Consider the following 25,551-nt stretch of genomic DNA (forward strand, 5'->3'; position numbering starts at 1 on the left):
GGGCGCGATTACTTCCGGGAAGGAGATTGAGAGTCGGGATCCCGCGGCGGGACCGGATCATAGCCACCCGGTGACCAGGGATGACAGCGCAGGATGCGGCGCAGGCCCAGCCAGAATCCGCGCAGCACGCCGTGGGTCTCCACGGCTTCCACCGTGTAGGCGGAACACGTCGGGAAATGGCGGCAATGCGGCGCCATGAACGGCGAAATGCCGTACTGGTAGGCCCGCACGGGCAACAGGGCGATCTTGCGCAGCAGACGGCTCATCGGATGCGGTCCAGCAAATGGTCGATCTCGCGCCGCAGGGCTTCGGCCTGCACGTCGCCCGCGCCGCCGCGCGCGAGGATGATGACATCCACCGGCGGAAGTTCGGTACGGCGATGGCGAAAGGCCTCGCGGGCAATTCGCTTGATACGGTTGCGCCGTACCGCGCGTCGGACATGGCGCTTGCCGATCGCCAGGCCCAGCCGGGCGGGGCCGTCCTCGCTCCGCGGGCGGTAAAGCAGGGTCAGGTGGCGCCCGCGCACCCGCCGTGCGTCCTGAAAGACGTAGCGGTAGTCACCGCCGGTCAGCAGGCGCGCGGCGCGCGGAAAGCCGGCCGGCGAGGACTGCGCGGGCACTCGGGCCGAGGCCGGGCGTTACGGCGTCAGGCGCTTGCGGCCCTTGGCCCGACGGGCATTGATGACCTTGCGACCGCCACGGGTGGCCATGCGGGCACGGAATCCGTGGGTTCGCGCGCGGACGAGACGGCTGGGCTGGAAGGTGCGCTTCATGATGATTCCGGAATGACTGGATGAAAGGCCGGTGAACCTACCCCGTGTAGCGCCACAAGTCAATCGTCCCCGGGGGATGCGGCTGGCGTGACCGGGCGCGGCGGGCGTAGACTGCACGCCTGTTTCGTATCCCTCATCGGAGAATATCGCGTGGCTTCCGACAGCCTTTGGAGGGCCTGCCTGGACCGCCTGCAGGACAAGGTCTCCGAACAGCAGCTCAATACCTGGCTGCGCCCCCTGCATGCGGATGAAAGTGGCGACACCCTGCGCCTTCTGGCCCCGAACCAGTTCGTGTTCGAGCACGTGCGGGACCATCTCCTCGGGACGATCGAAGAGGCGGTGGTGGAGATCGCCCCCGCCGGTTCCGGGGGTGAGACGCCGGCCGTCCGTCTCGGGATCGGCGGCGAGGAACCGGCGCCGGCAGCGGCAGGCGACGGGGAGCGCGCCAGCGGGACGCGGCCGGCCGAAGGTGCCGGCGCGCCGCCTCGCGCATCCGGACCGGTCAGCAACCTGAATCCGGCGTTCACCTTCGAGACCTTCGTCGAGGGCAAGTCCAACCAGCTGGCCAAGGCCGCCAGTCTGCAGGTCGCGGAAAATCCCGGGGTCGGCTACAACCCCCTGTTCATTTACGGCGGTGTCGGCCTGGGCAAGACCCATCTGATGCATGCGATCGGCAACAGTATCCTCGCACGCCAGCCCGAAGGCCGGATCATCTACCTGCATTCCGAGCGCTTCGTGGCCGACATGATCAAGGCGCTGCAGCACAACGCGATCGACGATTTCAAGCAGCACTACCGCAGTGCGGATGCGCTGCTGATCGACGACATCCAGTTCTTTGCCGGCAAGGAACGCTCGCAGGAAGAATTCTTCCACACCTTCAACGCGCTCCTGGAAGGCCAGCAGCAGATCATCCTGACCTCCGACCGTTACCCCAAGGAAGTCGAGGGGCTGGAGGAACGCCTGAAGTCGCGGTTCGGCTGGGGACTGACCATCGCGATCGAACCGCCGGAACTGGAGACCCGTGTCGCCATCCTGCAGCGCAAGGCGGAACAGGCAGGGATCGAACTGCCCAGCGAGGTGGCCTTCTTCATGGGCAAGCGGATCCGTTCGAACATCCGCGAACTGGAAGGTTCGCTGCGCCGGGTCCTGGCGAACGCCCACTTTACCGGCAAGCCGATTACGGTGGACTTCGCCAAGGAGGCGTTGCGCGACCTGCTGGCGGTGCAGAACAAGCTGATTACGCTGGAAAACATCCAGAAGACGGTGGCCGATTACTACCGCATAAAGGTTGCGGATCTGCTGTCGACGCGGCGCAGCCGCTCCATCGCGCGACCGCGTCAGGTCGCGATGGCTCTGGCCAAGGAACTGACCCAGCACAGCCTGCCGGAGATCGGTCAGGCCTTTGGCGGGCGCGATCACACCACGGTCATGCACGCCTGCCGCAAGATCGCGGAACTGCGCGAATCGGACGCGAGCCTGGACGAGGATTATTCCAATCTGCTGCGAACACTGAGCAGCTGACAGCCGGGTCGGTGAACCTGCTCTGCGGGCTGTGGACAAGACGGTGGACAACCTGTCCGGGTGACGGTGCATAAACCGTGGGCGAATGAGCAGACGGAATCTGTCCACAGGTCACGCACAGTTGCCCCCAAGGGCTCACGGGACGGCGAAATAGTATCAAGTATTTGTTTTGAAAAAGGAAATAGTCTTTTTCCCACAGGCTGATGCGTCAGTTATTACTGCAAGTATTCATTTAGAAAGCTCTTACAACAGGACACGCCATGGAACTCTCATTCAACCGGGAAGCGATGACCGAGGCCCTGCAGCGGATCGTGGGTGCGGCCGAGAAGCGGCTGACCATGCCGATCCTCGGGAATGTCCGCGTGCGGCCGGACGAGTCCGGGGGCATGCGGCTGGAAACCACGGACCTGGAACTGGCCTGGAGTGCCCATGCAGCCGGGGACATCCCGGCGGAATGCGACACCACGGTCTCGGTGCGCAAGCTGCTGGATGTGGTGAAGGCCGCACCCGTCGAGAGCGAGATCCGGGCGAGCCTGGATGCCGAACGCATGAGTGTCGGTTTTGGCGGTTCTCGGTTTTCGCTCGCCACCCTGCCCGGGGCGGATTTCCCCGACTGGGAAGCCGGCGGAATCCTGGCCGCGGTAGATGTCCCACAGAACCGCCTGCGGCGGTTGCTGGAGGCGACCATGTTCTCCATGGCGCAGCAGGATGTGCGTTACTACCTCCAGGGGCTGCTGCTCGTGGCCACCGGACACACCCTGCGCGCGGTCGCCACCGATGGCCATCGCCTCGCCCTGGCGGAGATCGAACTCGACCAGCCCGTGGAGAATCGCATCGAGCGGATCGTGCCGCGCAAGGCGGTGGCCGAGCTGAAGCGCAACCTCAACGACGACGATCAGGCGGTGCGTATCGGGTTCGCCGAGGACCAGATCGTGTTCGAGCTGGGAACGGCGGTGTTGCGTTCCAAGGTGATCGAGGGGCGCTTCCCGGACTACGAACGGGTCATCCCTGCGGATCTCCCGGCGACCCTGGTGGTTGAACGGGAAGTGCTCAAAAGGGCGCTGGCGCGGGTCTCCATCGTCGCGAGTGACAAGTACCGGGGCGTGCGGATGGTCCTGGGACCGGCGGGCTGCCAGGTGATGACCCATAACGCCGATCGCGAGGAAGCACAGGAGTCGGTGGAAGCATCCTATGACGGGCCGGAAATGGAGATCGGCTTTAACCTCGGGTACCTGCAGGACGTGCTCAACGTGATTGAAACGGATTCAGTGCGGATCGGCCTTCGGGACGGAAACTCCTCGATCCTGATCCAGGCGGAACCGCCCGGCGGCGCGCGCTACGTGGTCATGCCGATGCGTCTGTAGCTGCGTACCCGGAGTGCTGGAAGAACTGCGTATCCAGGGCGTGCGCAACCTGGAGGCAAGCCGGCTGCAGCTGAGTGGCGGATTCAACGTGTTCGCCGGGGCCAACGGAGCCGGCAAGACATCGGTGCTGGAGGCCTGTCACCTGTTGTCGGTCGGTCGTTCGTTTCGTACGCAGCAACTGCGCCGGGTGGTCCGCGAGGGGGAACACTACCTCGGCGTGGGAGGCACGGTGCGGGATCCGGTGAGCGGGACACGCCACCGGCTCGGTGTGGAATGGCAGGGAAGCCGACGCTCGCGTCTGGACGGGGAGTGGCTGCGGGGGCATGCGCGCGTGGCGGAATGGCTGCCCTCGCGGGTGCTGCACGCGGGCAGCTTCGACCTGGTGCGCGAAGGACCGGAAGAACGGCGACGCCTGCTGGACTGGGGGTGTTTTCACGGAATTGCCGGGTATCGCGAGGCATGGCAGCGCTGGCGGCGGGCCCACGAGCAACGCAACGCGGCGTTGCGTCAGGGACAGGGTCGCGCGGCGCGCGAATTCGAGGGGCCGCTGGTGGCGGCGGGTGAACGCGTGACCCGGGCGCGCGAAGATTATGTCGGGGAGTGGCGGGCACGGACGCTGGAAGCCGCGGGGAAGCTGGGATTCGAGGGGGACCTGGAAGGACTGGATCTGCGGCTGCGGCCGGGATGGGAACAGCGACGTTCGCTGGCGGAAGCGGTCGACCGCAGTCGGAGCACGGATGCGGAACGGGGGTTTGCACAGGTCGGGCCGCAGCGGGCCGACCTGGTGCTCAAACTGGCCGGAAGGGACGCGACGGAGGGATCGCGCGGGGAACAGAAACGGCTGGTGACGGCACTGGTGGTGGGCCAGGGTCTGATGCTGGAGGCGCGTACGGGGCGCTCGCCGCTGCTGTTGCTGGACGACGTTCTTTCGGAACTGGATCGAGGGGTGACGGCCGGGCTGCTCGGCGGGCTGGATATGCTGGGCTGGCAGGTCCTGCTGACCGCAGTGGATCACGGCGCGGTCGGGGACCGGGTTCGGGAGCCCCGGATGTTTCACGTGGAACACGGGCGGGTGGCTGCTCCGCCCGACTGATGTTCCACGTGGAACATTCCTCCTCCTCCTTTTCAGCCGCCGACGCGCCGACCGCCAGAATCGGCCGGCTTTGCGGTACAATGACGGGATTGTCACCTGCCGGAAGCGCATCCATGGCCGACCACGAAATCCCCGCCGATCCCGCCGCCTATGATTCCAGCCAGATCCGTGTCCTCAAGGGGCTGGACGCGGTGCGCAAGCGTCCAGGGATGTACATCGGCGATACCGATGACGGCACCGGTCTGCACCACATGGTCTTCGAGGTGGTGGACAACTCCATCGACGAGGCGCTGGCCGGACACTGTGACAGCATCGAGGTCGTGATCCACGAGGACAATGCCATCAGCGTTGCCGACAACGGCCGCGGCATTCCCACGGATGTCCACGAGGAAGAAGGCAAGTCGGCGGCCGAAGTCATCCTTACCGTCCTCCACGCCGGCGGCAAGTTCGACAACAATTCCTACAAGGTGTCCGGTGGCCTCCATGGGGTCGGGGTTTCGGTGGTTAACGCCCTGTCGGAAGAGCTTCGACTCGAGATCCATCGCGATGGCCAGCGGCACGAACAGACCTACCATCTCGGCGTCCCGGAGACCGACCTGACCGTAACGGGGGCGACCGAACGGCACGGCACCCGAATCTGGTTCCGGCCCAGCAGCGAGATCTTCTCCGACATCGAGTTTCATTACGAGATCCTCGCCAAACGCCTGCGCGAGCTTTCGTTCCTCAACTCGGGGGTGCGCATCACGCTCCGAGACCTGCGTGACAACCGCGAAGAGACCTTCGTGTTCGAAGGCGGTATCCGTGCCTTCGTCGAACACCTGAACCAGAAAAAGACCGCCCTGCATCCCACGGTCATCTACGCCGACCAGATGCGGGACGATTACGCAGTTGAGGTCGCCCTGCAGTGGAATGATTCGTATCAGGAGAATATCTTCTGCTACACCAACAACATTCCGCAGCGCGACGGTGGCAGCCACATGGCCGGTTTTCGCGCCGCGCTCACCCGCACGATCAACCAGTATCTCGAGCGCGAAGGCCTGACCAAAAAGGCGAAGGTCGCCACGGCCGGCGATGATATGAGGGAGGGTCTGACGGCGGTCCTGTCGGTGAAGGTTCCCGACCCCAAATTCTCCTCCCAGACCAAGGACAAGCTGGTCTCCTCCGAGGTGAAGCCGATCGTCGATTCGGTGCTTTCCGATGCGCTGGGCGCCTTCCTGCTGGAAAATCCGTCCGAGGCCAAGGCGATCACCGACAAGGTACTGGACGCCGCCCGCGCCCGCGAGGCCGCGCGCAAGGCACGTGAAGTCACCCGTCGCAAGGGTGCCCTGGACGTTGCCGGCCTGCCCGGCAAGCTCGCCGACTGCCAGGAAAAGGACCCGTCCCGTTCGGAACTCTACCTGGTGGAGGGGGACTCGGCCGGCGGATCGGCCAAGCAGGGCCGCGACCGCCACTTCCAGGCGATCCTTCCGCTCAAGGGCAAGATCCTCAACGTGGAGCGCGCGCGTTTCGACCGCATGCTCGGCTCCGCCGAGGTCGGTACGCTGATCACCGCCCTGGGCTGCGGTATTGGCAAGGACGAATATGACCCCGACAAGCTGCGCTATCACCGGATCATCATCATGACCGACGCGGATGTCGACGGCTCGCATATCCGTACCCTGCTGCTGACCTTCTTCTTCCGTCAGATGCCGGAGCTGATCGAGCGCGGCCACGTCTACATCGCCCAGCCGCCGCTGTACAAGATCAAGCGCGGCAAGCGCGAGCAGTACATCCGCGACGAACAGGAGATGCAGCAGATCATCCACTCCCTGGCCCTGGACGGGGCAGCGCTGCATCCCGCCGCCGAGGCCCCCGCGATCACCGGCGAGGCGTTCGAGGACCTGATCCGTGCCTACCAGGCGGCCGCCGCGGCGGTCGGGCGTCTGGGACGTCTGTATGATCCTCGCGTCCTGTGGGGCATGCTCGAAGCGCCACCCATGCCGCGCCCGCGTTCGGTGACCGAACCTGCGGTTCAGCAGTGGTTCCAGGCGATTCTCGACGGACTGTCGAGTGACAAGGCGGGTGCCACGCGCTACGAACTGGAGGCCGATCGCGACCCCGACGGTCATGACCGGCTCGCACTCCATCGTCTCGAGCACGGCGCGCGGCTGTCGCAGCACCTCACCGACGACACCCTGGCCTCGCGCGATTTCCAGGCCATCCTCGATCTCTCCGAACGCCTGCAGAGCCTGCTGGACGAAGGGGCCTACATCCAGCGCGGCGAGCGACGCCACGAAATCGTCCGTTTCTCCGAAGCCATGGAATGGCTGCTGGCCGAAGGCCGGCGTGGGCTGTCCGTCCAGCGGTACAAGGGCCTCGGGGAAATGAACGCCGAGCAGCTGTGGGAGACGACCATGGACCCCGAATCCCGGCGCCTCCTGCAGGTCCGCGTGGAGGATGCGATTCGCGCGGACGAGATCTTCACCACCCTGATGGGCGACCAGGTCGAGCCGCGCCGCGACTTCATCGAGACCCGCGCGCTGAGCGCCGAAAACGTCGACATCTGAGCCGCGCGCGTCGCCCGTGCTCGCCCTGCTGCTGACCCTTGTCGGCGCGATCGGACTCGTCTGGCTGGGGCGGACGGCGGCCCGTCTCGCCCACTGTCATCGCCAGGTCACCCGTGCCTGGGAGCAGTTCGATGTCCTGGTGTGCCAGCGTAATGCGCTTTTACCGCAGGCTCTGACCGAACTCGCGGTCCCGCCCACCCGGCGCGCCGGCCTGGACACCGTCCTGGCGGCACAGGAATCCGCCCGCCGCCACGGCGATCCTCCGCAACTTGCGACGGCCGAGCGAGACCTGCGGAAGAACTGGGACCTGCTCGTCGAGGAATTCGGCGAATCCAACCGCGATCACTCCGGCGTCCGGCGTATCGAGGCCCTGGATGCAGCGATAACGGATGCCATTCGCCGCTACAATGCGGCCCTTGGCGCCTATCGCTCGCTGTGCCGAACCCCTCCGGGCGTACTGGTCGCGCGCCTGACCGCCCGTGGTTCCTACGCCCCACTGGAGCCCTCCCACCAGCGCGAGCGTGCACATTGATCAGTGTTTCCCTGACAGTGGCATAATCCCGTTCCCAAACATCGACCCCGGGAGCCGTCGTGTCCAATCCGTTGCTGAACGTGGATTCCCTGCCCGCGTTCCGGTCCATCGAGCCGGATCATGTGATCCCGGCCATTGATCAGTTGCTCGCCGACAATCGCCGCGAGATCGATGAACTCGTCGCCCGCGCCGGTGATCGCCCCACCTGGGACAATCTGGTCGCTCCTCTCCAGGAACTGGAAAACCGCCTGGAGACCGCGTGGTCACCGGTCAGCCATCTGAATTCGGTGATGAATTCGCCGGCCCTGCGCGAGGCCTACAATGCCTGCCTGCCCAGGCTGTCGGATTACGGTTCCTGGCTGTCGCAGCACCAGGGCCTGTACCAGGCCTTCCGCGCGCTGGCCGATGGCGATGAATACCCGCGGCTTTCGCCGCAGCGGCGCAAGGTCATCGACGATGCCCTGCGTGACTTTCATCTGAGCGGTGTTGATCTGCCCGCGGAGGCGCGCGACCGTCTGCGAGCAATCGACGGGCGGCTCTCCGAGCTGACCGCCAGCTTCGAAGAGAATGTGCTGGACGCCACTCAGGCCTGGGCCCATCCGCTACACGAGGAGGGCGAACTCGCCGGCCTGTCCGATTCCGACCGCGCCCTGCTGGCCCGGAACGCCCGTGACCACGAACCGGACGCACCCTGGGCCGCCACCCTCGACTTCCCCAGCGTGCACGCCGTCCTCACTCACGCCGACGATCGCGCGCTGCGCGAACGCGTGTATCACGCCTTCGTCACCCGAGCCTCGGAGACCGGCCCGCACGACGTTGCCTACGACAACTCCGCCAACATGGTCGAAATCCTGCAGCTGCGCCAGGAAAAGGCCGAACTCACCGGTTTTCCCCGTTACGCCCATCGTTCGCTGGCGACCAAGATGGCCGAGACCCCGGAGCAGGTGGAGCAGTTTCTCGCCGATCTCGCCCGCCGCGCCCGTCCGCAGGCCGAACGCGACCGTGCCGAGCTGGAGCGCTTTGCCCGCGAGGAACTCGGCCTCGAGCAACTCGAGTCCTGGGATGTGGCCTGGGCCGCGGAGAAGATGCGCGAGCGCCGGCTCGGACTGTCGCAGGAGATGCTGAAACCGTATTTCCCCGCCACCCGGGCCGTGGACGGTCTGTTCCGTCTGGTCGAACGCCTGTTCGGGGTCCGTTTCGAGGCTGATCCGGAGATCGAGACCTGGCACGACGACGTGACCTTCTACCGCATCTTCGGCCCCGAGGGCGATGAGCGGGCCGGCTTCTACCTGGACCTCTACGCTCGCCGCAACAAGCGCGGAGGCGCCTGGATGGATGTCTGCCGCCAGCGCTATGCGCGGGCCGACGGGTTGCAGCTGCCCGTGGCCTACATGACCTGCAATTCCACGCCGCCGGTGGATGACCAGCCCGCGCTGTTCACCCACGACGAGGTGATCACGCTTTTCCACGAATTCGGCCACGGTCTGCACCACATGCTGACCCGGGTCGACGAGCCCGAGATCGCCGGCATCAACGGGGTGGAATGGGATGCGGTCGAGCTGCCCAGCCAGTTCATGGAAAACTGGTGCTGGGAGCGAGAACCGCTGGACCTCTTCGCCCGGCATCACGAGACCGGCGAGCCGATGCCCGAGGACCTGTACGAACGCCTGCAGGGGACGCGTCATTTTCATGCTGCCCTGCAGCTGTTGCGCCAGGTGGAGTTCTCCCTGTTCGACATGCGCCTGCACGACCGTCCGGCCCCGACGGACCCCGCCGAGATCCAGGATCTGCTGGATGCGGTGCGCAAGGAGGTCGCGGTCTTCACTCCGCCGTCCTATAACCGTTTTCAGCACGGTTTCGCGCATATCTTCGCGGGGGGCTACGCCGCGGGTTACTACTCCTACAAGTGGGCCGAGGTGCTCTCGGCGGACGCCTTCGCCCGGTTCGAGGAGGAGGGCCTGTTCTCGCGCGAAGCCGGCGCCGATTACCTGCACGAGATCCTCGAGGCCGGGGCCTCCCGTCCTGCCGCGGATTCCTTCCGCGCGTTCCGCGGCCGCGACCCGCAGATCGATGCGCTGCTGCGCCACAGTGGACTGGAGGAGAAGGCCGCGTGAAGATCGCCAGCTGGAACGTCAATTCCCTGAAGGTGCGTCTGCCCCAGGTCCTGTCATGGCTGGGGACGTCGCATACCGACATCCTCGCCCTGCAGGAGACCAAACTGACCGACGACGCCTTCCCCGTGGCCGCCATCCAAGAGGCCGGCTATCAGGTGGTCCATTCCGGCCAGAAGACCTATAACGGCGTCGCCATCCTGTCGCGCACCGAGGCCACCGACGTGGCGACCGATCCGCCCGGGCTCGAGGACGCCCAGCGCCGCATCCTCGCCGCGACCATCGCCGGCGTGCGCGTGGTGAACCTGTACGTGGTCAATGGCGAGGCCGTGGATTCGGAAAAATACGCCTACAAGCTCGACTGGCTGTCGCGGGTCCGTAGCTGGCTGGAAGAAGAGGCCCGGAACCACGACCGGCTCGTGGTGCTCGGCGATTTCAATATCGCGCCGGACGACCGCGACGTCCACGACCCGGAGGCCTGGGAGGGCAAGGTCCTGTGTTCGGCACCCGAACGCGAAGCGTTGCAGTCCCTGCAGGCCCTGGGGCTGCAGGATACGTTCCGCGCGTTCGATCAGCCCGAAGGTGAATTCTCCTGGTTCGACTACCGTGCCGCGTCCTACCGCCGCAATCGCGGGCTGCGCATTGATCTGATCCTCGCGTCGGCGGCCCTCGCCAGCCGGCTGGCGGGGGCCGGTATCGACCGCGAACCCCGCGCCTGGGAACGCCCCTCCGACCACGCGCCGGTGTGGGCGGAATTTAACGACGACTGACCCGCCGCCCGCGGTACCACCACCCATCACGGGGAGGACCCATGCAGTACAAGGATCTGCGCGATTTCATCGACGGCCTGGAACAGCGGGGAGAGCTCCGCCGCATCCAGCGCGAGGTCAGCCCCGATCTGGAGATGACCGAGATCAGCGACCGCGTACTGCGGGCCGGCGGCCCCGCCCTGCTGTTCGAGAACCCGACCGGTTCCGACATCCCGGTGCTGGCCAATCTGTTCGGTACGCCGGAACGGGTAGCCCTGGGCATGGGCGAGGATTCGGTGGAGGCGTTGCGCGAGGTCGGCCGCCTGCTCGCCTTTCTCAAGCAGCCGGATCCGCCCAGGGGTCTGAAGGCGGCCTGGGAGCAGCTCCCGGTGTTCCGCAAGGTCCTCGACATGGCGCCGAAGAAGGTGCGCAGTCCGGACTGCCAGCGACACGTGCTCGAGGGTGATGACGTCGACCTGAACCGACTGCCGGTGCAGACCTGCTGGCCGGGCGATGCCGGGCCACTGATCACCTGGGGCCTGGTCGTGACCCGCGGCCCGGAGAAGACCCGACAGAACCTCGGCATCTATCGCCAGCAGGTGATCGGACGCAATCGCGTGATCATGCGCTGGCTGTCACACCGGGGTGGCGCGCTGGATTACCAGGAATGGTGCCGGGCCCACCCGGGCGAGCCGTTTCCGGTGGCCGTCGCCCTGGGTGCGGACCCGGCAACGATCCTGGGCGCGGTCACCCCGGTGCCGGATACCCTGTCGGAGTATGCCTTCGCCGGCCTGCTGCGCGGGCGCCGGACCGAACTGGCCACCTGTATCGGCTCCGATCTGCAGGTGCCCGCCTCCGCGGAATTCGTCCTCGAGGGCCATATCCATCCGGGCGACAACGCGCCGGAAGGCCCCTTCGGCGATCACACCGGATACTACAACGAGGTCGACGAATTCCCGGTCTTCACCATCGACCGGATTACCCACCGCGACCAGCCGATCTATCACTCCACCTACACCGGCCGCCCGCCCGACGAGCCGGCCATCCTCGGGGTTGCGCTCAACGAGGTCTTTGTCCCGATCCTGCAGAAGCAGTTTCCGGAGATCGTGGATTTCTACCTTCCCCCCGAAGGCTGTTCCTACCGCCTCGCGGTAGTCTCCATGCGCAAGCAGTACCCCGGCCACGCCAAGCGGGTGATGATGGGGGTCTGGAGTTTCCTGCGGCAGTTCATGTACACCAAGTTCGTCATCGTGGTCGACGAAGACGTGAACACCCGCGACTGGAAGGACGTGATCTGGGCGATCACCACCCGCATGGATCCGGTGCGCGATACCACGCTGGTCGAGAATACACCTATAGATTATCTGGATTTTGCCTCGCCGGTATCCGGTCTGGGATCCAAGATGGGGATGGATGCGACATCCAAATGGCCCGGCGAGACCGACCGCGAATGGGGCCGACCCATCAGCATGGATCCGGCCGTGAAGGAACGGGTGGACGCCATCTGGGACGAACTGGGGCTCTGAACCCGCCTACCGGGCTGCCCGTCGGCCAACGGTCGATGCCTCCGCCGGAAGGGGGGCGCAGGAAGGGGGGCAAGCCCGGGGATATTCGGGCCCGCCCCCCGGTTGCGGGACTCAGTCGCCCAGATGGGCGCCGTCTTCCGGTACCCGCGACCATGCCGCGATGTCCGAGCCCATCGCGCGGATCGTGCGTCCCATTACCGAACAGGTACCCTTGAATCCGCCGAAGGCGCCGCCACCGGAGATGCGACGAGAAGTGAAGTCCGCGACGGCTTCACCGTCCTCGTACAGGGTCCCTTCGGCTTCGCTGAAGGCACGGTGTCCGGACCAGGCATTCCCGTCGTTGCGCGCCTGGGTGATCTCCACCATCAGGACCTGGCCGCCGTCCGCCGGATTCGCGTCACCGCGCTCCTCGAAGCGAATGTCATGCCGTGCACCGAACTCCCGCACGAACTCCGGAAAGCGTTCTTCCAGCTCGCATTCATTGCGGATGGCCTGCGTCACCACCGCATCATCGCTGTAGGCGAAGCGCTCGGGCATCACGATGGTGACCGCCGGATCACTGACCGCCGGCGCCGCCTGCGCCTCCCCGCCCGAATCCCGGGTCTCGTTCGCGGCACAGCCACTCAGTGCCAGCAGGCCCGTTGCGGCCAGCACGCTCAGGTATCGCTTCTTTTGCATGGCTTTCTCCCCTTTGCCCATTGTGGTCTCGCAAAGTCTGCCCCAGAACCCACCCGTCATGCACCCTCCAAAACGGGGGGTCCGGGAGGTCCTTGCGGATTCCTTGCGGTTGCTTGCGTTCCCCGGTTCTCTGCCCACAATGAACGCCTTTTCCGCATGGAGAACGCCCCATGGCCTTTGACGTCACCATCCAGCCCAGCGGCCACCAGTTCGAAGTCGAGGACGATGAAACCGTCCTCGAGGCCGGTCTGCGCCAGGGATTCGCGTTCCCCTACGGTTGCCGCAACGGCGCCTGCGGCTCCTGCAAGGGTCGGGTGCTCTCGGGCGAGGTGGATCACGGACCGAAACTGCCACCGGGCATTACCGAGGCCGAGCTGGCCGACGGCCTGGCGTTGTTCTGCCAGGCGGTCCCGGTGGACGATCTGGAGATCGAGGTGCGCGAGATCGGCGCGGCCCGTGACATCGAGGTCAAGACACTGCCGTGCCGCGTGGCAGCCCTCAACCGGCTGGCCGATGACGTGATGGAACTCCGGATCCAGCTGCCCGCACGGGAACGCCTTCAGTTCCTGGCCGGGCAGTACCTCGACGTCCTGCTGAAAGGGGGCGAACGCCGCAGCTATTCCCTGGCCAACGCTCCGCATGACGACGAACAGCTGATCCTGCACGTGAAATACGTCGAGGGCGGGCGCTTCTCGGCCCATGTATTCGAAGAGATGCAGCCCAAGGCCCTGCTGCGTATCGAGGGCCCGCTGGGGCAGTTCTTCGTGGACGAGGAATCCCCGCGCCCGCGCCTGTTCGTGGGCGGGGGGACCGGCTTCGGTCCGCTGAAGGGGATGCTGGACCACCTGGCGAACGAGGGGCTGGACCGGCGGCACCACCTGTTCTGGGGCGCGCGGGAGGCGGTGGGTATCTATGCGCCCGAGTGGCTGCAGGCGATGGCGGCGGCGGAACCGGATCACTTCCGTTTTACCCCGGTGCTGTCCGATCATCCGCAGGACGAGGCGGCGGGCTTCGCCGCGCGGGCGGGACTGCCCCACGAGGCGGTGCTGGCCGAATACCCGGATCTGTCCGGCTTCGATGTCTACATGGCGGGGCCGCCACCCATGGTCCATGCGGCCCGCGAGGCCTTCCGTGCAGCGGGCCTGCCCCCGGAGCAGCTGTACTACGACAGCTTCGAGCCCGCGGGTGGCTCCTGACCGGGGCACGTGACCCTGTTCGCCTGCCAACCGGCGCCTGCCGGTTTCGTGGGCGCGGGCCAGACCCTTTCTCAGCCGTCGCCGCCGTCCAGGCGCGCCGCGAGACGGCGTGCGGCCGCCAGCATGGATGCGTCGGTGGGATCCTCGGCCGTCTCCACCGCGGCCTTGAAGCCAAGCTCCTGCGCGATTTCGGCGATGCGCTCGCTGCCGACTACCAGGGGGGTCTTGCGCAGCCACATGCGCCCCAGCTTGCCAACCATCTCGTAGAGATTGCGCAGGCCCTCGCCCGAGGTGATGGTGATGATGTCGATCTGCCCGCGCGAGAACGCATACATAAGATCCCCGGTGTCCCCCTCCGGGCGCCCGCGCCGGTAGGCCTCGGCGAAGGTCACCGTGGCGCCGCGTTCGCGCAGGGTATCTCCCAGCAGCTCGCGCCCGCCGTCCCCGCGGAAGATCACCACCCGCTTGCCGCCCACCTCCTGCATCGCCGGCTCCGCCAGCAGCGCCTCGCTGTCAAAGCGGCGGGGCGGGGCGATGTCGGGCGCGTGGCCGAAACTGCGCAATTCCTGGGCCGTCCGGTTGCCGATCGCGGCGATGGCGGTCCCGGCGGGCCACTCACGATCCGCCAGCGCCAGGTTCATCACGCGCTGAACGGCGTTGGGGCTGATGAACACCGCAATATCGAACTGATCCAGCTCGTCCAGCACCGCGCGCAGATTGGTGGGATCGCTGGGTGCGAGGATCTCCAGCACCGGGAAGCGGATCACCCGGGCCCCTTCACTCTCCAGCGCCTCACAGAACGGTTCCGCCTGAGCGGCGGGCCGGGTCACCAGAATGCCCCGGTCGGCGAGGGTCGGGGCCCGGCTCCGGGCAGCGGTTTCGGCTTCGGCCATGATGCGGTCCTCAGTGATCGTTCATTGCGGCGCGCAGGAGTTCCCCGGCGCCCAGTTCCAGCAGCTCGTCCGCCAGGCGGATGCCCAGTGCCTCGGCCTCGGCACGGGGCCCGCGTACCTCGCGCTGCAGCAGCTGGCTGCCATCGACCGCGCCCACCAGCCCGCGCAGCCACAGGCCACCGTCGGACTCGAGGATCGCATGGGCGGCCAGCGGTACCTGACAACCCCCCTCGAGCCGGCGGTTGAACGCGCGTTCCGCGCGTACGCGATCGCTGGTATCCGGATCATTCAGGCTGGCGATCCGTGTTTCCACCTCGTTGTCCCCGTCGCGGCATTCGATTGCGATGGCCCCCTGACCGACGGCGGGCAGGCTGACCTCGGGTTCCAGGCAGTTGCGAATGCGCGCATCGAAGCCGAGGCGCTTGAGTCCCGCCGCGGCCAGCAGGATCGCGTCGTATTCGCCGGCATCCAGCTTGCCCAGCCGCGTGTTCACGTTGCCGCGCAGGTCATGGACCTCCAGATCGGGCCGGCGGGCACGCAGCTGGCACTGGCGACGCAGGCTGGAGGAGCCGACCCGCGCGCCCTGCGGAAGCTCGTCCACGTGCCCGTAGTGATTCGACACGAACGCATCCAGCGGGTCCTCGCGATCGAGGATGACGGGCAGGGCCAGGCCTTCCGGAAGCTCCATCGGGACATCCTTGACCGAATGCACCGCGATATCCGCGCGATCTTCCAGCAGCGCGTTCTCCAGCTCCTTCACGAACAGGCCCTTGCCGCCGATTTTCGCCAAAGGCGAGTCGAGCACGCGGTCGCCCTGAGTGGTCATGCCCACCAGTTCGACTGGCCGGTCGGGGTGTGCCGCGCGCAGACGCTCGGCGACGTGTTCGGCCTGCCACATGGCCAGCGGACTCTTGCGGGTGGCGATGCGTAGCGGTTTCATGCAGTGTCCCGTTCGGGGAACCCGGTGGTTTGTCCCGGGTCCATAAAAACGACGTAGTATAACGGCTCGCAACCCGCAGCCGAAAAACCGATGGACAAGTTCATGATGACACGCAACCGGATTCTCGCGGCCTTCGGCCTGGCCGCGGCCATGCTGTTCGCCGGTCCGGCTCAGGCGGAGCTGGAACGGGTGACCGACCTGCAGGCGCTCAAGGACAACGGCGAGCGCAAGCCCACCGTGGTGATGTTCACCGCCGAGAATTGCCCCTACTGCGAGCTCGCGAAGGAGGCCCATCTGGGCCCGATGAGCCGTGACGAGGCCCATTCCGACGTCAATATCCTCATGGTGGAGATGAACGGCGAAGAAGTCCGTGATTTCGATGGCGATACCATGCGTGGCTCCGAGCTGGGGAACCGGTACGGGGCCCGCGTGACCCCCACCCTGGTGGCGTTCGACGCCGAGGGCAATCCGGTCGGGCGCCCGCTGGTGGGCATTCCCAACGAGGAGCTCTACCGCAGTCAGGTGCGCATGCGCATCAACGCCGCACGCGAGGGCAGCTGACCCGCGCCACGTCCCGCCGGACCGGACCCGCGCGGATCAGGCCCGCCCGGATCACACCCGGGTGTGCCGCCGCAGAAACTCGCGCACTCGGGCCAGCTGCCGCCGGCTCACCGGTACCGGATCGCGCCCGTCACGAAACCGCAGACGATGGTCGCCGGCGTTGCGGGTCTCCAGGCCCGCCACATTCCGGGCCACCGCCAGGGCCCCGCGGTGCACGCGCAGCACCTCGTCCCCCAGGGCCTGCTCCAGATCCTGCAGCCGAGCCTCGACGAAGCCCTCGAGGTCCCGCCCGCGTGCGACTACGCAGCCATCCTCGGTGACGAAACAGTCGATCGCATCCAGCTGCACCGACTCTTCGCGTCGGCCGATGCGCAGGCGTATGGCCGGCGGCTCGTCCGGCTGCGCGGATCCGTCCGTTGCATGCCGGGCTCGTTCCAGAGCCTGCTCCAGTCGCTCCCGGCGTACGGGCTTGAGCACGTAGTCGCGCACCCCCGCTTCGAAGGCCTGCAGGCCGAAAGCCTCGTGTGCGGTGACCAGGATCACGACCACTTCGGGATGGCTCCGCGCGAGTTCGCCCGCCAGCTCGATCCCGCGCTCGCCGGGCATCTCGATATCCAGCAGCAGCGCTCCCGGCCGGTGGGTCTGCAGAGCCGTGCGTACCTCCCCGGCGTCCGCGGCTTCCGCCACCACCCGGTGGCCCAGTTCGGTTACCAGGTCGCGCAGCCGCTCGCGCGCGACCGGTTCGTCATCCGCGATCAGCAATTCCATGGATCAGCGTCTCCCTCTCCCTCTCTCCGAATCCGATCGATCCGGCAGCGTGCGCGGTATCTGCAGCCGGACGACGAATTCGTCTCCGTCACGTTGCGCGTGAAGCGATGCCCGATCCCCAAAGGCGTGGCGCAGGCGCAGCCGGACCGCGTCGCTGGCGGTTCCGGTACCGGCCGGGGCGGCCACCTCCGGCAGGCTGTTGCGGATCTCGACGCTCAGCGTATCCCGTTCCGGGCGGATCCGGATTCCCAGATGCCCCTGCCCGCGGGCCGGCGCGATCCCGTGCTGGATCGCGTTCTCCACCAGCGGCAGCAGCACCAGGGACGGGATCTGCTGTTCCAGCGCCGGGTCCTGCTCGGGCCACTCCCGGTCGATCCGGAACTGCCCGCCCAGGCGTGTCTGCTCCACCCGCAGATAGCCCTCGACCACGGCCAGCTCCTCGCGGAGCGAATGGCGGTCGGCGCCATTGAACGCGGCACGAAACAGATCCGCGAGGTCCAGGGTGACCTGCTCCGCGCGCGAGGGATCCGTCCGGCACAGCCCGGCGATCGTGTTCATGCTGTTGTAGAGGAAATGCGGCCGCAGGCGTGCCCGCATGGCCTGTTCCCGCGCCTGCGCCACGGCCCGGGTCTCGCGCTGCCAGGCCGCCTGCAGATACAGGTAGTGCATCGCGACCAGGCTCAGGATCACCGCGATGCCCAGCACTGGCAGACGCAGCTCGGGATCCGCCAGCTGCACCGACTCGGCGGCGCGCTGCACCAGCGCGGTATTGACGATGGGGACCAGCGGCGGCAGGACGATCTGCAGGGTCAGCGGGCCACGCCGCAGCGGGCGTTGCAGCAGGCACAGGATCAGCAGACTGGTGAGCGCGACCCAGAAGATGAACAGGGCATACAGCGCCAGGGTCCCCGCCCAGTCGCCGGTCCCCGGTCGCAGCAGGGTGATCGCCAGCGCCAGCAGCACCGCCAGCATGAGCACCCGCAGCAGGGTCTCCGCGCCACAGAAATCCGGCAGCGGCGAGACGCGTTCCGCGCTGGCCTCGAGCGCCGGGGTGTTCCCGCTGGACGAACCCGGTTCCGGGCGCATGGCAGTCGCTCTCCCTGTATACTTCCCTGTCGTTCAAACCCCGTTCAGAGTGCACCATGACGCAGGATTCCCCGCAGGACAAGCCGGCCGCCGAAGCCAAGCTCTGGGGTGGCCGCTTCTCCGAGCCCACCGATGCCTTCGTGGAGCGATTTACCGCCTCGGTGGACTTCGACCGCCGCCTCTACCGCGAGGACATCCGGGGCTCGCAGGCCCACGCGCACATGCTGGCCAGGGTGGGGGTCCTGAGCGAGGACGAGGCGCGCCGGATCGTCGACGGGCTCGACGCCATCCGCGACGAGATCGCCGCCGGGGAGTTCGACTGGCAGGTGGGCCGCGAGGATGTCCACATGAACATCGAGGCGCGCCTGATCGAGCGCATCGGCGATGTCGGCAAGAAGCTGCACACCGGCCGCTCGCGCAACGACCAGATCGCCACCGACATCCGCCTGTGGCTGCGCGCCGCGATCGACGAGATCCTCGAACTGATTCGTTCCTACCAGAGCGGTCTGGTGGATCTGGCCGAGCGCGAGGCCGACACCATCATGCCCGGGTTCACCCATCTGCAGACGGCCCAGCCGGTGACCTTCGGCCACCACATGCTGGCGTGGTACGAGATGCTCGAGCGCGATGCCGAACGGCTGCGCGACTGCCGGCGCCGGGTGAACATCCTGCCGCTGGGCGCCGCTGCCCTGGCGGGTACGCCGTACCCCCTGGACCGTGAATACGTGGCGGAACAGCTCGGATTCGACGGGGTCACGCGCAACTCGCTGGATGCGGTGTCGGATCGCGATTTCGCGATCGAATTCAGCGCAGCGGCCTCAACCCTGATGATGCATCTGTCGCGTCAGGCCGAGGAGCTGGTGCTGTGGACCAGCGCCCAGTTCGACTTCATCGAGCTGCCGGATCGTTACTGCACCGGATCCTCCATCATGCCGCAGAAGAAGAACCCGGACGTGCCGGAGCTGGTGCGCGGCAAGACCGGCCGGGTGTATGGCCATCTGACCAGTCTCCTGACCCTGATGAAGAGCCAGCCGCTGGCCTACAACAAGGACAACCAGGAGGACAAGGAGCCGCTGTTCGACACCGTGGACACCCTGCTGGGCTCCCTTCGGGCGTTCGCCGACATGGTCCCCAACCTGGCCGTGCGTCGTGCGAACACCCTGGCGGCCACTACCCGCGGTTTCGCCACCGCCACCGATCTCGCCGACTACCTGGTGGAGCGGGGCGTGGCCTTCCGCGACGCCCACGAGGTGGTGGGCCGTGCGGTGCGCCTGGCGCAGGAGCGGGGTGTGGACCTGGCACAGCTGTCACTGGGGGAACTGCAGCAGCTGAGTGCCGCGGTGGGCGAGGATGTCCACGGGGTGCTGACCGCCGAGGGTTCGGTGGCCGCCCGCCGGGTGACCGGCGGGACGGCGCCGGAACAGGTCCGGCGCCAGGTCGCGGCCGCGCGCGCGCGTCTGGCAGCAGCCGGGGATCAGTCCTCGACGTAGCCGTCGACCACCTCCCACATCACGTTGCCGTGCACCACCTCGTATTCCAGTAGCAGCTGGCCGAAGCGGTCGCCGCTCTCGAAATGGGCGAGCACCCAGCGCGCGTTGAGTACGTAGATCCCGTCTTCGCGGAACTCGGTGGTGTCACCGTCGCGCAGCACCTCGGGAACCAGTTGCGGATTCTCGACCAGATCCTCGGACAGCCGGCGCTCCGGGTTGGTCATCCCCAGGCGCTGCAGCTGCTGGATGTCGGCATTGCGCAGGCCGATCTCCACCGGGCGCGGCACCTCCTCGCGGGTGTATTCGGCCAGCTGCATCTGGGCCTCCAGCAGCTCGCGGTTGGCCTCGGTGACGTCGTGCTCCAGGCCTTCGGCGCGCGCGATGTAGATCGCCAGGATGATGACGAAGAACGCCATCACGCCCAGCCACATCAGGCGTTCACGGGTACGCAGGCGACCCGGATCCTCGTTGTCGGTCTCGGGGTTGCGGTTTTCATCATCCTGGGACACGGCGGTTCTCCTCGGTTGCGGGCGGGCGGTAGTCCCGGGCCGAGTGGGCCCATGGGACGTACCCTCGACATGTGGCGCATGATAACCCGCAATGTTCCCGCTGCCGAGGTGCCGCCCCATGTCCGCCGCCGAGCCGAACCGCGAACGTCCTCCGGAGACACCGCCGTCGGGTGCCGGGCTGGAATGGATCAACCGTTTCGCCGCGCTGCCGGATGCCTTCCATCACCGCCCGGAGCCGGCCCCGTTCCCCGGGGCCCGGCTGCTCGCCAGCAGCCCGGCGATGCGCGAGCGTCTGGGTCTGACGCCCGAGGATCTCGCCGCCGAGCCGTGGCTCGGCATGATCACCCGCGGCGAGCCGGTGGCGGGCACGCCGCAGGTCGCCAGCGTGTATGCGGGTCACCAGTTCGGGGTCTACGTGCCGCAGCTGGGCGATGGCCGGGCCAAGTTGCTGGGCGAGGTGCGCACGCCCGCCGGCGAGCACTGGGAACTGCAGAGCAAGGGCTCCGGGCCGACGGCTTTCTCGCGTCATGCCGACGGGCGCGCGGTGCTGCGCTCGTCGATCCGCGAATACCTGGTTTCCGAGCACATGGCGGCGCTGGGCATCCCCACCACGCGGGCGGTGGCCCTCTACGGGTCCTCGCTGCGGGTGTTCCGCGAGCGCATCGAGAGTGGCGCGGTGGTGTTGCGCGCGGCCCCCAGTTTCCTGCGTTTCGGGCATTTCGAATACTTCCATTATGCCGGCTATCCGGAGCGGCTGCGCCAGCTGATCGACTACGCGCTGGACCATGACTTCCCCGAGCACCGCGAGGCCGAGGACCCGGTGCGCGCGATGCTGGAGACCGTGACCGCCCGCACCGCCGAGCTGATGGCCGACTGGCAGGCAGTGGGCTTCAGCCACGGGGTGATGAACACCGACAACATGAGCCTGACCGGGCTCACCATCGACTACGGCCCGTTTGCGTTCATGGACGCCTACGACCCCGATTACATCTGCAACCATACCGACCAGGGGGGGCGTTATGCCTTCGGCAGCCAGCCGGGCGTGGCTCAGTGGAACCTGATCCGTCTCGCGGAGACCCTGGTGGGGCAGTTCCGCGCCCCCGACATCGACACCGCGGTGGAGCAGGCGAAGCCCGTCCTCGAGGCGTACCAGGAGCAGTTCCGCGCGGCCTGGTTGCGGCGCATGCGCGCCAAGCTGGGCCTGCAGCTCGAACGCGACGAGGACGAGGCCCTGATCCAGGATCTGCTCGCCCGGATGGCGGCCGAAGGCGTCGACTACACCCGGTTCTTCCGTCAGTTGCCGGAACTGGAAGACGGAGAGACGCGTCAGGGATTCATCGAAGAACTGGAAGACCCGCGTGCCTGGGAGGCCTGGGAGGATCGCTGGCGTGCCCGTCTGGGCCACGAGACGCGCCCGACCACGGAACGCCATGTGGCGATGCGGGCGGTCAACCCGAAATACATCCTGCGCAACCACCTGGCGCAGGCTGCTATCGAACGCGCCGAGGAGGGTGACCTGTCGGAGGTCGAACGACTGCAGTGCGTGCTGAGCCGGCCGTTCGACGAACAGCCGGAGGACGAGGACCTCGCCGGGCTCCCGCCGGCCTGGGCCAGCGGGATCCAGCTCAGCTGTTCGTCCTGAGGGGGGCGCTGTCCGGCTTCAGGCCGAGTCGGGGACCTCTTCCAGCAGCAGGCTGCGTCCGCCCATCGCGCTCGGCTTGGGTACGCCCATCAGGTCGAGCACCGTGGGGGCGACGTCGGCGAGTCCGCCGCCGGTGCGCAGGCGCCAGCGCTGGCTGTCGAGGATCATGCACATCACCGGGTAGATGGTGTGCTGGGTATGTGGTGCCCCGGTGACCGGGTCGACGTATTCGTCGCAGTTGCCGTGGTCGGCGGTGAGAATCACCGAATACTGCTGGGCCTCGGCTGCATCCAGCACGCGCCCGACTTCGCGGTCGAGGGTGTGGACCGCCTCGATCAGGGCCTCGCGGCGGGCGGTGTGGCCCACCATGTCACCATTGGCGAAATTCACCAGGATGAACCCGTAACGCCCGCTTTCCATCGCCTTGATGGTCTCGTCGGCCACCTCGCGCGCGCTCATCTCCGGCTGCTCGTCATAGGTGTCCACCGCGGGCGAGGGCACCATCACCCGCTTTTCGCCCGCGTAGGGTTCTTCCTTGCCACCGTTGAAGAAGAACGTGACGTGGGCGTATTTCTCGGTCTCCGCGCAGTGGAACTGCGGGATCCCGGCGGAGGCGATGGTGGAACCCAGGGTGGTGGACGGGCGTTCCGGGGGGAATGCGATCGGCGACAGAAAGCGCGGGTCGTATTCGGTCAGGCAGGTCTCGGAGACCGGATGGAAGTCCCCGCGATCGAACCCGTCAAAATCATCCATGCCCAGGGCGGCGGTGAGCTGGCGTGGGCGGTCGTTGCGGAAGTTGAACAGCACGCATTCCGCCTCGGTGCCCATCGGCGCCCCGCCATTGATGATGCGGGGCTTGATGAATTCGTCATCCTCGCCCGCGGCCCAGGCACCCTCGATCGCCTCGCGCGCGCTGCCGACCGGTTCGCCTTCGGCGAAGGCCATCGCGCGGAAGGCCTTCTCCGTGCGGTTCCAGCGCTTGTCACGGTCCATGGCATAGTAGCGTCCGCAGACCGTGGCGATGAACCCGCCGGCCTGCTCCAGTTCCGGCTCCAGGGTCTCGAGATAGTTCAGGGCCGAGCGCGGGGCGGTATCACGGCCGTCGGTGATCATGTGCACGATCGGCCGGGCGCCTTCCTGACGGCAGATGCCAATCAGGGCCACCAGGTGCCGAATATGCGAATGCACGCCGCCATCGGACACCAGGCCGATCAGGTGCAGCGGCTGATCCTTGGAGGCCGCGGCCCGCGCCGCACTGACCAGGGCATCGTTCTCGAAGAAGCTGCCGTCGGCAATGGCGTCGTCGATGCGCACCAGGTCCTGATTGACGACCGTGCCCGCGCCCAGCGTCAGATGGCCGACCTCGGAGTTGCCCATCTGTCCGTCCGGCAGGCCGACCGCCCGGCCGCAGGCATCCAGGGTGGTGTGCGTGCGGGTCGACAGATAGCGGTCGAGGTTGGGGGTGTCCGCCTCGGCGTAGGCGTTGTTGATCTTGCTCGGGTTCACGCCCACCCCGTCCATGACGATGAGGAGGACGGGGCGGCGAGGGGTGGTGCGCGGATCAGCCATCGCGGTCTCGGTACCTGGGTGCGTGGGTGGGACGGAATTTCAGTGAGTGCTGAATTTTACCAGCTCCGCACGCGGTTTGGAGGTCCGGGACGCTCGCGAATCAGCGGGGATCGCGCTCGGGGCGGTCCCCGGATTCGTCCACCGCGTCGTCCGCGGCATCGGTCGGCGCATCCTTCCGGTTATCCGCGGCCTGGTTTACCCGTCGGGCGTCTTCGGCCTCGATGCGATCGAGTTCGGCATCCATCTCCGCCTCGGACAGCGGGGTGTAGCCGGTACGGGCCGCGGGAGACGGACGCGTTTCGACGGAGGTGTCGGCGGCCGGCGCCCTGCCCGCGGGTTCGGGCCGGGTGGTGCCGGAGCGCGGTGCGGGGCCGGAATCCGGTCCGCTCTGCGGCCCCGCGCCCGGGCCGCCGCCCGGTCCGCCCTCGGGGTCATCGGGCCCCTCCGGGTCGTCCTCGGGGGTGGCCTTCTGTTCGGCCTTGCGCCGCTCCATGATGCGCGCAAGGATCAGGCCGACCTCGAACAGCAACCACATCGGCAGGGCCAGCAGCGTCTGCGAAATGATGTCCGGCGGGGTCAGGACCATGCCCACCAGGAACACCCCGACGATCACGTACGGGCGCTTGGCGGCCAGCTTCTCGGTGGTGGTGGCCCCCATGGTCACCAGGAGGATGGTGGCCACAGGCATCTCGAAGGCGATACCGAAGGCGATGAACAGCAGGATGACGAAATCCAGGTAGCGCGAGATGTCCGTCATTACGTCCACGCCTTCCGGCGCGGCCGCGGTGAAGAACGCGAAGATCAGCGGAAAGACCACGAAATAGGCGAACGCCATCCCGAGGTAGAACAGGATGGTGGATGACGCGACCAGCGGCCCGGCCAGGCTCTTCTCGTGCTGATAAAGCCCCGGCGCGATGAACGCCCAGAGCTGATAGAGCAGGTACGGGATACTGATCGCCACCGCGAGCAGCAGGGTCAGCTTGAACGGGATCAGAAACGGCGCGGCCACCTCGATCGCGATCATGCTGGTGCCTTCCGGCAGATGCGCCATCAGCGGATCGGCCAGGAAGGTATAGAGCTGGTTGGCGAACGGGAACAGGATCAGGAACACCACCAGCACGGCGATGAACATCCGCAGGACCCGGTCACGCAGCTCGATCAGGTGGGAGAGCAGGGTCTCGGTGGCCTCTTCCGTGGGTTCGACCCCCGGGCTGGTCTTGCTCATGGGCGTTCGTCAGGCGTGCGGGGTGAGTGGTCGGTGTCGGTTTCCTGCGGCCCGTCGCCGCCCTGTGCTTCCGGGGATTCCGGCGCCTGCCCGGCGGGGCGCTGCGGCCGGCGCCCGGCGGTGCGCCGCCGGGGCCGTTCTTCCCGTGTGCTGCGCTGTTCGCGTTCGGCCGCCAGCGCGGGATCTTCGGTGGCCAGGTCCGGGCCCATGTCGTGGCTGACGGGTACCCGCTCGAGGTCGCCGTCGGCCGCGTCCCAGGCCGGTTCCTCCGGCGCGGATCCCGCCTCGCTGTCCTGCGTGCCGGCATCCTCTACCGAATTGGCGCGGGAGGTGTCGGTTTCGCGACCGGCCGGTTCCGGAGGGGTGCGACGTTCGCGAACCGCGGGACGTGCCGGCTTCGCCGGTTGCGTGTCCCCGTCGGCCGACTCGCCGGCATCCGCATCCGCCGGGGTGTCGTCGGTGTCGCGCAGCTCGCGGTTGATCTCGCGCTCGGTCTGCTCCAGATCCTCACGCAGGCTGGTCTCGGTGTCCTCGACCATGTGCTTGAGCTCGCGGATCTCGCGGTCCTGGCTCTTGACCATCTCGCGCAGTTCCTCGGTCTGGAACTCGCGCTCCACGTCCGAGCGCACGCTCTGGACAAAGCGCCGGGTCTTGCCGACGAACCGGCCGATCTCGCGCGCAAGGCCGGGCAGGCGCTCCGGTCCCACGACCAGGAGCGCCACCACGACGATGATCAGGATTTCCCAGAAGCCGATGTCGAACATGGACTAGCGCCGCTGC

24 protein-coding genes are annotated in these 25,551 nt (G+C 67.2%); 12 read left to right on the top strand and 12 right to left on the bottom strand.

Going from position 1 to position 25,551, the window contains the following annotated elements; genetic code table 11:
- Window positions 1-8 precede the first annotated feature (8 nt).
- The 3 genes from yidD to rpmH are packed head-to-tail and all read right to left on the bottom strand — an operon-like array spanning window position 9 to window position 772.
- Window positions 9-266 carry a membrane protein insertion efficiency factor YidD gene (gene yidD, locus F573_RS0110520; protein ID WP_018868892.1) on the bottom strand — a complete coding sequence of 86 codons (258 nt, stop codon included), beginning with the start codon at window positions 264-266 and terminating at the stop codon, window positions 9-11.
- Window positions 263-619, bottom strand: a complete 357-nt coding sequence (gene rnpA, locus F573_RS0110525) for a ribonuclease P protein component (protein ID WP_019022548.1) — start codon at window positions 617-619, stop codon at window positions 263-265. Before rnpA ends, yidD begins: the two co-directional genes overlap by 4 nt.
- Before the next feature lie 18 nt (window positions 620-637).
- Entirely contained in the window at window positions 638-772 is a 135-nt protein-coding gene (gene rpmH / locus F573_RS0110530; RefSeq protein ID WP_018868890.1) for a 50S ribosomal protein L34, read from the bottom strand.
- A 150-nt stretch (window positions 773-922) separates the two neighbouring features.
- Between rpmH and dnaA the strand changes: the two genes are divergently transcribed.
- The 8 genes from dnaA to ubiD all read left to right on the top strand — a co-directional run bounded on the left by dnaA (window position 923) and on the right by ubiD (window position 12,214).
- Complete coding sequence (gene dnaA, locus F573_RS0110535; protein ID WP_019022549.1) at window positions 923-2,293, top strand: chromosomal replication initiator protein DnaA; 1,371 nt, start codon at window positions 923-925, stop codon at window positions 2,291-2,293.
- A 260-nt stretch (window positions 2,294-2,553) separates the two neighbouring features.
- Entirely contained in the window at window positions 2,554-3,657 is a 1,104-nt protein-coding gene (gene dnaN, locus F573_RS0110540; RefSeq protein WP_018868888.1) for a DNA polymerase III subunit beta, read from the top strand.
- A 13-nt stretch (window positions 3,658-3,670) separates the two neighbouring features.
- A complete protein-coding gene (locus F573_RS0110545; RefSeq protein WP_019022550.1) occupies window positions 3,671-4,750 on the top strand; it encodes a DNA replication/repair protein RecF in 1,080 nt (359 codons plus the stop codon).
- Window positions 4,751-4,863: 113 nt separating this feature from the next.
- Window positions 4,864-7,296 carry a DNA topoisomerase (ATP-hydrolyzing) subunit B gene (gene gyrB, locus F573_RS0110550; RefSeq protein ID WP_019022551.1) on the top strand — a complete coding sequence of 811 codons (2,433 nt, stop codon included), beginning with the start codon at window positions 4,864-4,866 and terminating at the stop codon, window positions 7,294-7,296.
- 16 nt (window positions 7,297-7,312) lie between these two features.
- Window positions 7,313-7,828: a hypothetical protein gene (locus F573_RS0110555; RefSeq protein WP_019022552.1), complete on the top strand. Its 516-nt coding sequence runs from the start codon at window positions 7,313-7,315 to the stop codon at window positions 7,826-7,828.
- A 59-nt stretch (window positions 7,829-7,887) separates the two neighbouring features.
- The gene (locus tag F573_RS0110560) at window positions 7,888-9,942 is read left to right on the top strand and encodes a M3 family metallopeptidase (RefSeq protein WP_019022553.1); all 2,055 of its coding nucleotides are present in this window, start codon (window positions 7,888-7,890) and stop codon (window positions 9,940-9,942) included.
- On the top strand, window positions 9,939-10,709 hold the full coding sequence (gene xth, locus F573_RS0110565; protein WP_019022554.1) for an exodeoxyribonuclease III: 771 nt from the start codon (window positions 9,939-9,941) through the stop codon (window positions 10,707-10,709). The genes F573_RS0110560 and xth overlap by 4 nt, the downstream gene beginning before the upstream one ends.
- Window positions 10,710-10,750: 41 nt before the next feature.
- Window positions 10,751-12,214, top strand: coding sequence for a 4-hydroxy-3-polyprenylbenzoate decarboxylase (gene ubiD, locus F573_RS0110570; RefSeq protein ID WP_019022555.1), 1,464 nt, complete (start codon window positions 10,751-10,753; stop codon window positions 12,212-12,214).
- A gap of 111 nt (window positions 12,215-12,325) precedes the next feature.
- On the opposite strand, the gene F573_RS0110575 is transcribed toward ubiD, so the two are convergent.
- On the bottom strand, window positions 12,326-12,892 hold the full coding sequence (locus F573_RS0110575) for a hypothetical protein (RefSeq protein ID WP_019022556.1): 567 nt from the start codon (window positions 12,890-12,892) through the stop codon (window positions 12,326-12,328).
- Window positions 12,893-13,062: 170 nt separating this feature from the next.
- Here F573_RS0110575 and F573_RS0110580 point away from each other — a divergent pair, with 170 nt between their 5' ends.
- Window positions 13,063-14,088 (top strand): CDP-6-deoxy-delta-3,4-glucoseen reductase, encoded by a 1,026-nt coding sequence (locus F573_RS0110580; RefSeq protein ID WP_019022557.1) that lies wholly within the window; start codon window positions 13,063-13,065, stop codon window positions 14,086-14,088.
- Window positions 14,089-14,159: 71 nt separating this feature from the next.
- Here the strand turns inward: F573_RS0110580 and F573_RS0110585 are convergent, their stop codons facing one another.
- Window positions 14,160-14,981, bottom strand: a complete 822-nt coding sequence (locus tag F573_RS0110585) for a uroporphyrinogen-III synthase (protein WP_019022558.1) — start codon at window positions 14,979-14,981, stop codon at window positions 14,160-14,162.
- A 10-nt stretch (window positions 14,982-14,991) separates the two neighbouring features.
- Window positions 14,992-15,921 (bottom strand): hydroxymethylbilane synthase, encoded by a 930-nt coding sequence (gene hemC, locus F573_RS0110590; RefSeq protein ID WP_019022559.1) that lies wholly within the window; start codon window positions 15,919-15,921, stop codon window positions 14,992-14,994.
- A gap of 90 nt (window positions 15,922-16,011) precedes the next feature.
- On the opposite strand from hemC, the gene F573_RS0110595 reads away from it, so the two are divergent.
- A complete protein-coding gene (locus F573_RS0110595; RefSeq protein WP_018868877.1) occupies window positions 16,012-16,482 on the top strand; it encodes a thioredoxin fold domain-containing protein in 471 nt (156 codons plus the stop codon).
- 51 nt (window positions 16,483-16,533) lie between these two features.
- Here the strand turns inward: F573_RS0110595 and F573_RS0110600 are convergent, their stop codons facing one another.
- Entirely contained in the window at window positions 16,534-17,250 is a 717-nt protein-coding gene (locus F573_RS0110600; RefSeq protein WP_019022560.1) for a LytTR family DNA-binding domain-containing protein, read from the bottom strand.
- Window positions 17,251-17,253: 3 nt separating this feature from the next.
- On the bottom strand, window positions 17,254-18,336 hold the full coding sequence (locus F573_RS0110605) for a sensor histidine kinase (protein ID WP_019022561.1): 1,083 nt from the start codon (window positions 18,334-18,336) through the stop codon (window positions 17,254-17,256).
- Between the two features lie 56 nt (window positions 18,337-18,392).
- Between F573_RS0110605 and argH the strand changes: the two genes are divergently transcribed.
- A complete protein-coding gene (gene argH / locus F573_RS0110610) occupies window positions 18,393-19,826 on the top strand; it encodes an argininosuccinate lyase (protein WP_019022562.1) in 1,434 nt (477 codons plus the stop codon).
- Here the strand turns inward: argH and F573_RS0110615 are convergent.
- The gene (locus F573_RS0110615) at window positions 19,811-20,335 is read right to left on the bottom strand and encodes a hypothetical protein (protein WP_019022563.1); all 525 of its coding nucleotides are present in this window, start codon (window positions 20,333-20,335) and stop codon (window positions 19,811-19,813) included. The genes argH and F573_RS0110615 overlap by 16 nt on opposite strands.
- A 118-nt stretch (window positions 20,336-20,453) precedes the next feature.
- On the opposite strand from F573_RS0110615, the gene F573_RS0110620 reads away from it, so the two are divergent.
- A complete protein-coding gene (locus F573_RS0110620) occupies window positions 20,454-21,977 on the top strand; it encodes a YdiU family protein (protein WP_019022564.1) in 1,524 nt (507 codons plus the stop codon).
- A gap of 18 nt (window positions 21,978-21,995) precedes the next feature.
- Here F573_RS0110620 and gpmI read toward each other — a convergent pair whose 3' ends face one another.
- The 3 genes from gpmI to tatB all read right to left on the bottom strand — a co-directional run bounded on the left by gpmI (window position 21,996) and on the right by tatB (window position 25,535).
- Entirely contained in the window at window positions 21,996-23,546 is a 1,551-nt protein-coding gene (gpmI, locus tag F573_RS0110625; protein ID WP_019022565.1) for a 2,3-bisphosphoglycerate-independent phosphoglycerate mutase, read from the bottom strand.
- 100 nt (window positions 23,547-23,646) lie between these two features.
- Window positions 23,647-24,771 (bottom strand): twin-arginine translocase subunit TatC, encoded by a 1,125-nt coding sequence (gene tatC / locus F573_RS0110630; protein WP_019022566.1) that lies wholly within the window; start codon window positions 24,769-24,771, stop codon window positions 23,647-23,649.
- Window positions 24,768-25,535, bottom strand: coding sequence for a Sec-independent protein translocase protein TatB (gene tatB / locus F573_RS0110635; protein WP_019022567.1), 768 nt, complete (start codon window positions 25,533-25,535; stop codon window positions 24,768-24,770). Before tatB ends, tatC begins: the two co-directional genes overlap by 4 nt.
- Window positions 25,536-25,551 lie beyond the last annotated feature (16 nt).

The organism is Thioalkalivibrio sp. ALE23 (genome assembly GCF_000378545.1).
Taxonomy (GTDB): Bacteria; Pseudomonadota; Gammaproteobacteria; order Ectothiorhodospirales; family Ectothiorhodospiraceae; genus Thioalkalivibrio.

Bases quoted from the DNA above. Each gene is read 5' to 3' on its own strand.
- yidD (WP_018868892.1), bottom strand. From the start codon at position 266: ATGAGCCGTCTGCTGCGCAAGATCGCCCTGTTGCCCGTGCGGGCCTAC.
- rpmH (WP_018868890.1), bottom strand. From the start codon at position 772: ATGAAGCGCACCTTCCAGCCCAGCCGTCTCGTCCGCGCGCGAACCCAC.
- dnaN (WP_018868888.1), top strand. From the start codon at position 2,554: ATGGAACTCTCATTCAACCGGGAAGCGATGACCGAGGCCCTGCAGCGG.
- gyrB (WP_019022551.1), top strand. From the start codon at position 4,864: ATGGCCGACCACGAAATCCCCGCCGATCCCGCCGCCTATGATTCCAGC.
- ubiD (WP_019022555.1), top strand. From the start codon at position 10,751: ATGCAGTACAAGGATCTGCGCGATTTCATCGACGGCCTGGAACAGCGG.
- F573_RS0110575 (WP_019022556.1), bottom strand. From the start codon at position 12,892: ATGCAAAAGAAGCGATACCTGAGCGTGCTGGCCGCAACGGGCCTGCTG.
- F573_RS0110580 (WP_019022557.1), top strand. From the start codon at position 13,063: ATGGCCTTTGACGTCACCATCCAGCCCAGCGGCCACCAGTTCGAAGTC.
- F573_RS0110585 (WP_019022558.1), bottom strand. From the start codon at position 14,981: ATGGCCGAAGCCGAAACCGCTGCCCGGAGCCGGGCCCCGACCCTCGCC.
- hemC (WP_019022559.1), bottom strand. From the start codon at position 15,921: ATGAAACCGCTACGCATCGCCACCCGCAAGAGTCCGCTGGCCATGTGG.
- F573_RS0110595 (WP_018868877.1), top strand. From the start codon at position 16,012: ATGGACAAGTTCATGATGACACGCAACCGGATTCTCGCGGCCTTCGGC.
- F573_RS0110600 (WP_019022560.1), bottom strand. From the start codon at position 17,250: ATGGAATTGCTGATCGCGGATGACGAACCGGTCGCGCGCGAGCGGCTG.
- F573_RS0110605 (WP_019022561.1), bottom strand. From the start codon at position 18,336: ATGCGCCCGGAACCGGGTTCGTCCAGCGGGAACACCCCGGCGCTCGAG.
- argH (WP_019022562.1), top strand. From the start codon at position 18,393: ATGACGCAGGATTCCCCGCAGGACAAGCCGGCCGCCGAAGCCAAGCTC.
- F573_RS0110620 (WP_019022564.1), top strand. From the start codon at position 20,454: ATGTCCGCCGCCGAGCCGAACCGCGAACGTCCTCCGGAGACACCGCCG.
- gpmI (WP_019022565.1), bottom strand. From the start codon at position 23,546: ATGGCTGATCCGCGCACCACCCCTCGCCGCCCCGTCCTCCTCATCGTC.
- tatC (WP_019022566.1), bottom strand. From the start codon at position 24,771: ATGAGCAAGACCAGCCCGGGGGTCGAACCCACGGAAGAGGCCACCGAG.
- tatB (WP_019022567.1), bottom strand. From the start codon at position 25,535: ATGTTCGACATCGGCTTCTGGGAAATCCTGATCATCGTCGTGGTGGCG.